This window comes from Streptomyces panaciradicis (assembly GCF_023516615.1).
In the GTDB taxonomy this organism is placed as follows: Bacteria; Actinomycetota; Actinomycetes; order Streptomycetales; family Streptomycetaceae; genus Streptomyces; species Streptomyces panaciradicis.
Genome location: NZ_JAMGBF010000356.1, coordinates 1 through 329, shown reverse-complemented (window position 1 = coordinate 329; position 329 = coordinate 1). Strand labels below are relative to the sequence as shown.

The following is a 329-nucleotide window of genomic DNA, read 5'->3' as shown; positions in this document are numbered from 1 at the left end:
GCGTAGTCCTCGGTCTGCAGCAGGCCGGGGACGAAGTGCGGATCGTAGGAGCGGATGAGGGAGGCCGCGCCCTCCAGGCTGACGTACATGGAGAACCAGCCGGGCAGGATGTCGTGGAACCGCTGCCACCAGCCGGGCTTGTTGGCCTCCTCGGCCAGCTGCACGAAGGTCTCGGCCTCCTCGTCGGAGACGCCGTAGGACTTCAGCAGCAGTTGCAGGTACGGGATTTTGAGACCGACCTCGGCCATCTCCATGCGGCGGACCGTGGCGGGGGCGACACGCAGGACCTTGGCGGCCTCCTCGCGCTTGAGCCCGGCGCGTTCCCGCAG

General features: G+C 68.4%; 1 protein-coding gene. It reads right to left on the bottom strand.

Going from position 1 to position 329, the window contains the following annotated elements; genetic code table 11:
* A partial coding sequence (locus M8J74_RS44345) for a helix-turn-helix domain-containing protein (RefSeq protein WP_249841789.1) occupies window positions 1–329 on the bottom strand: 329 nt, incomplete at both ends.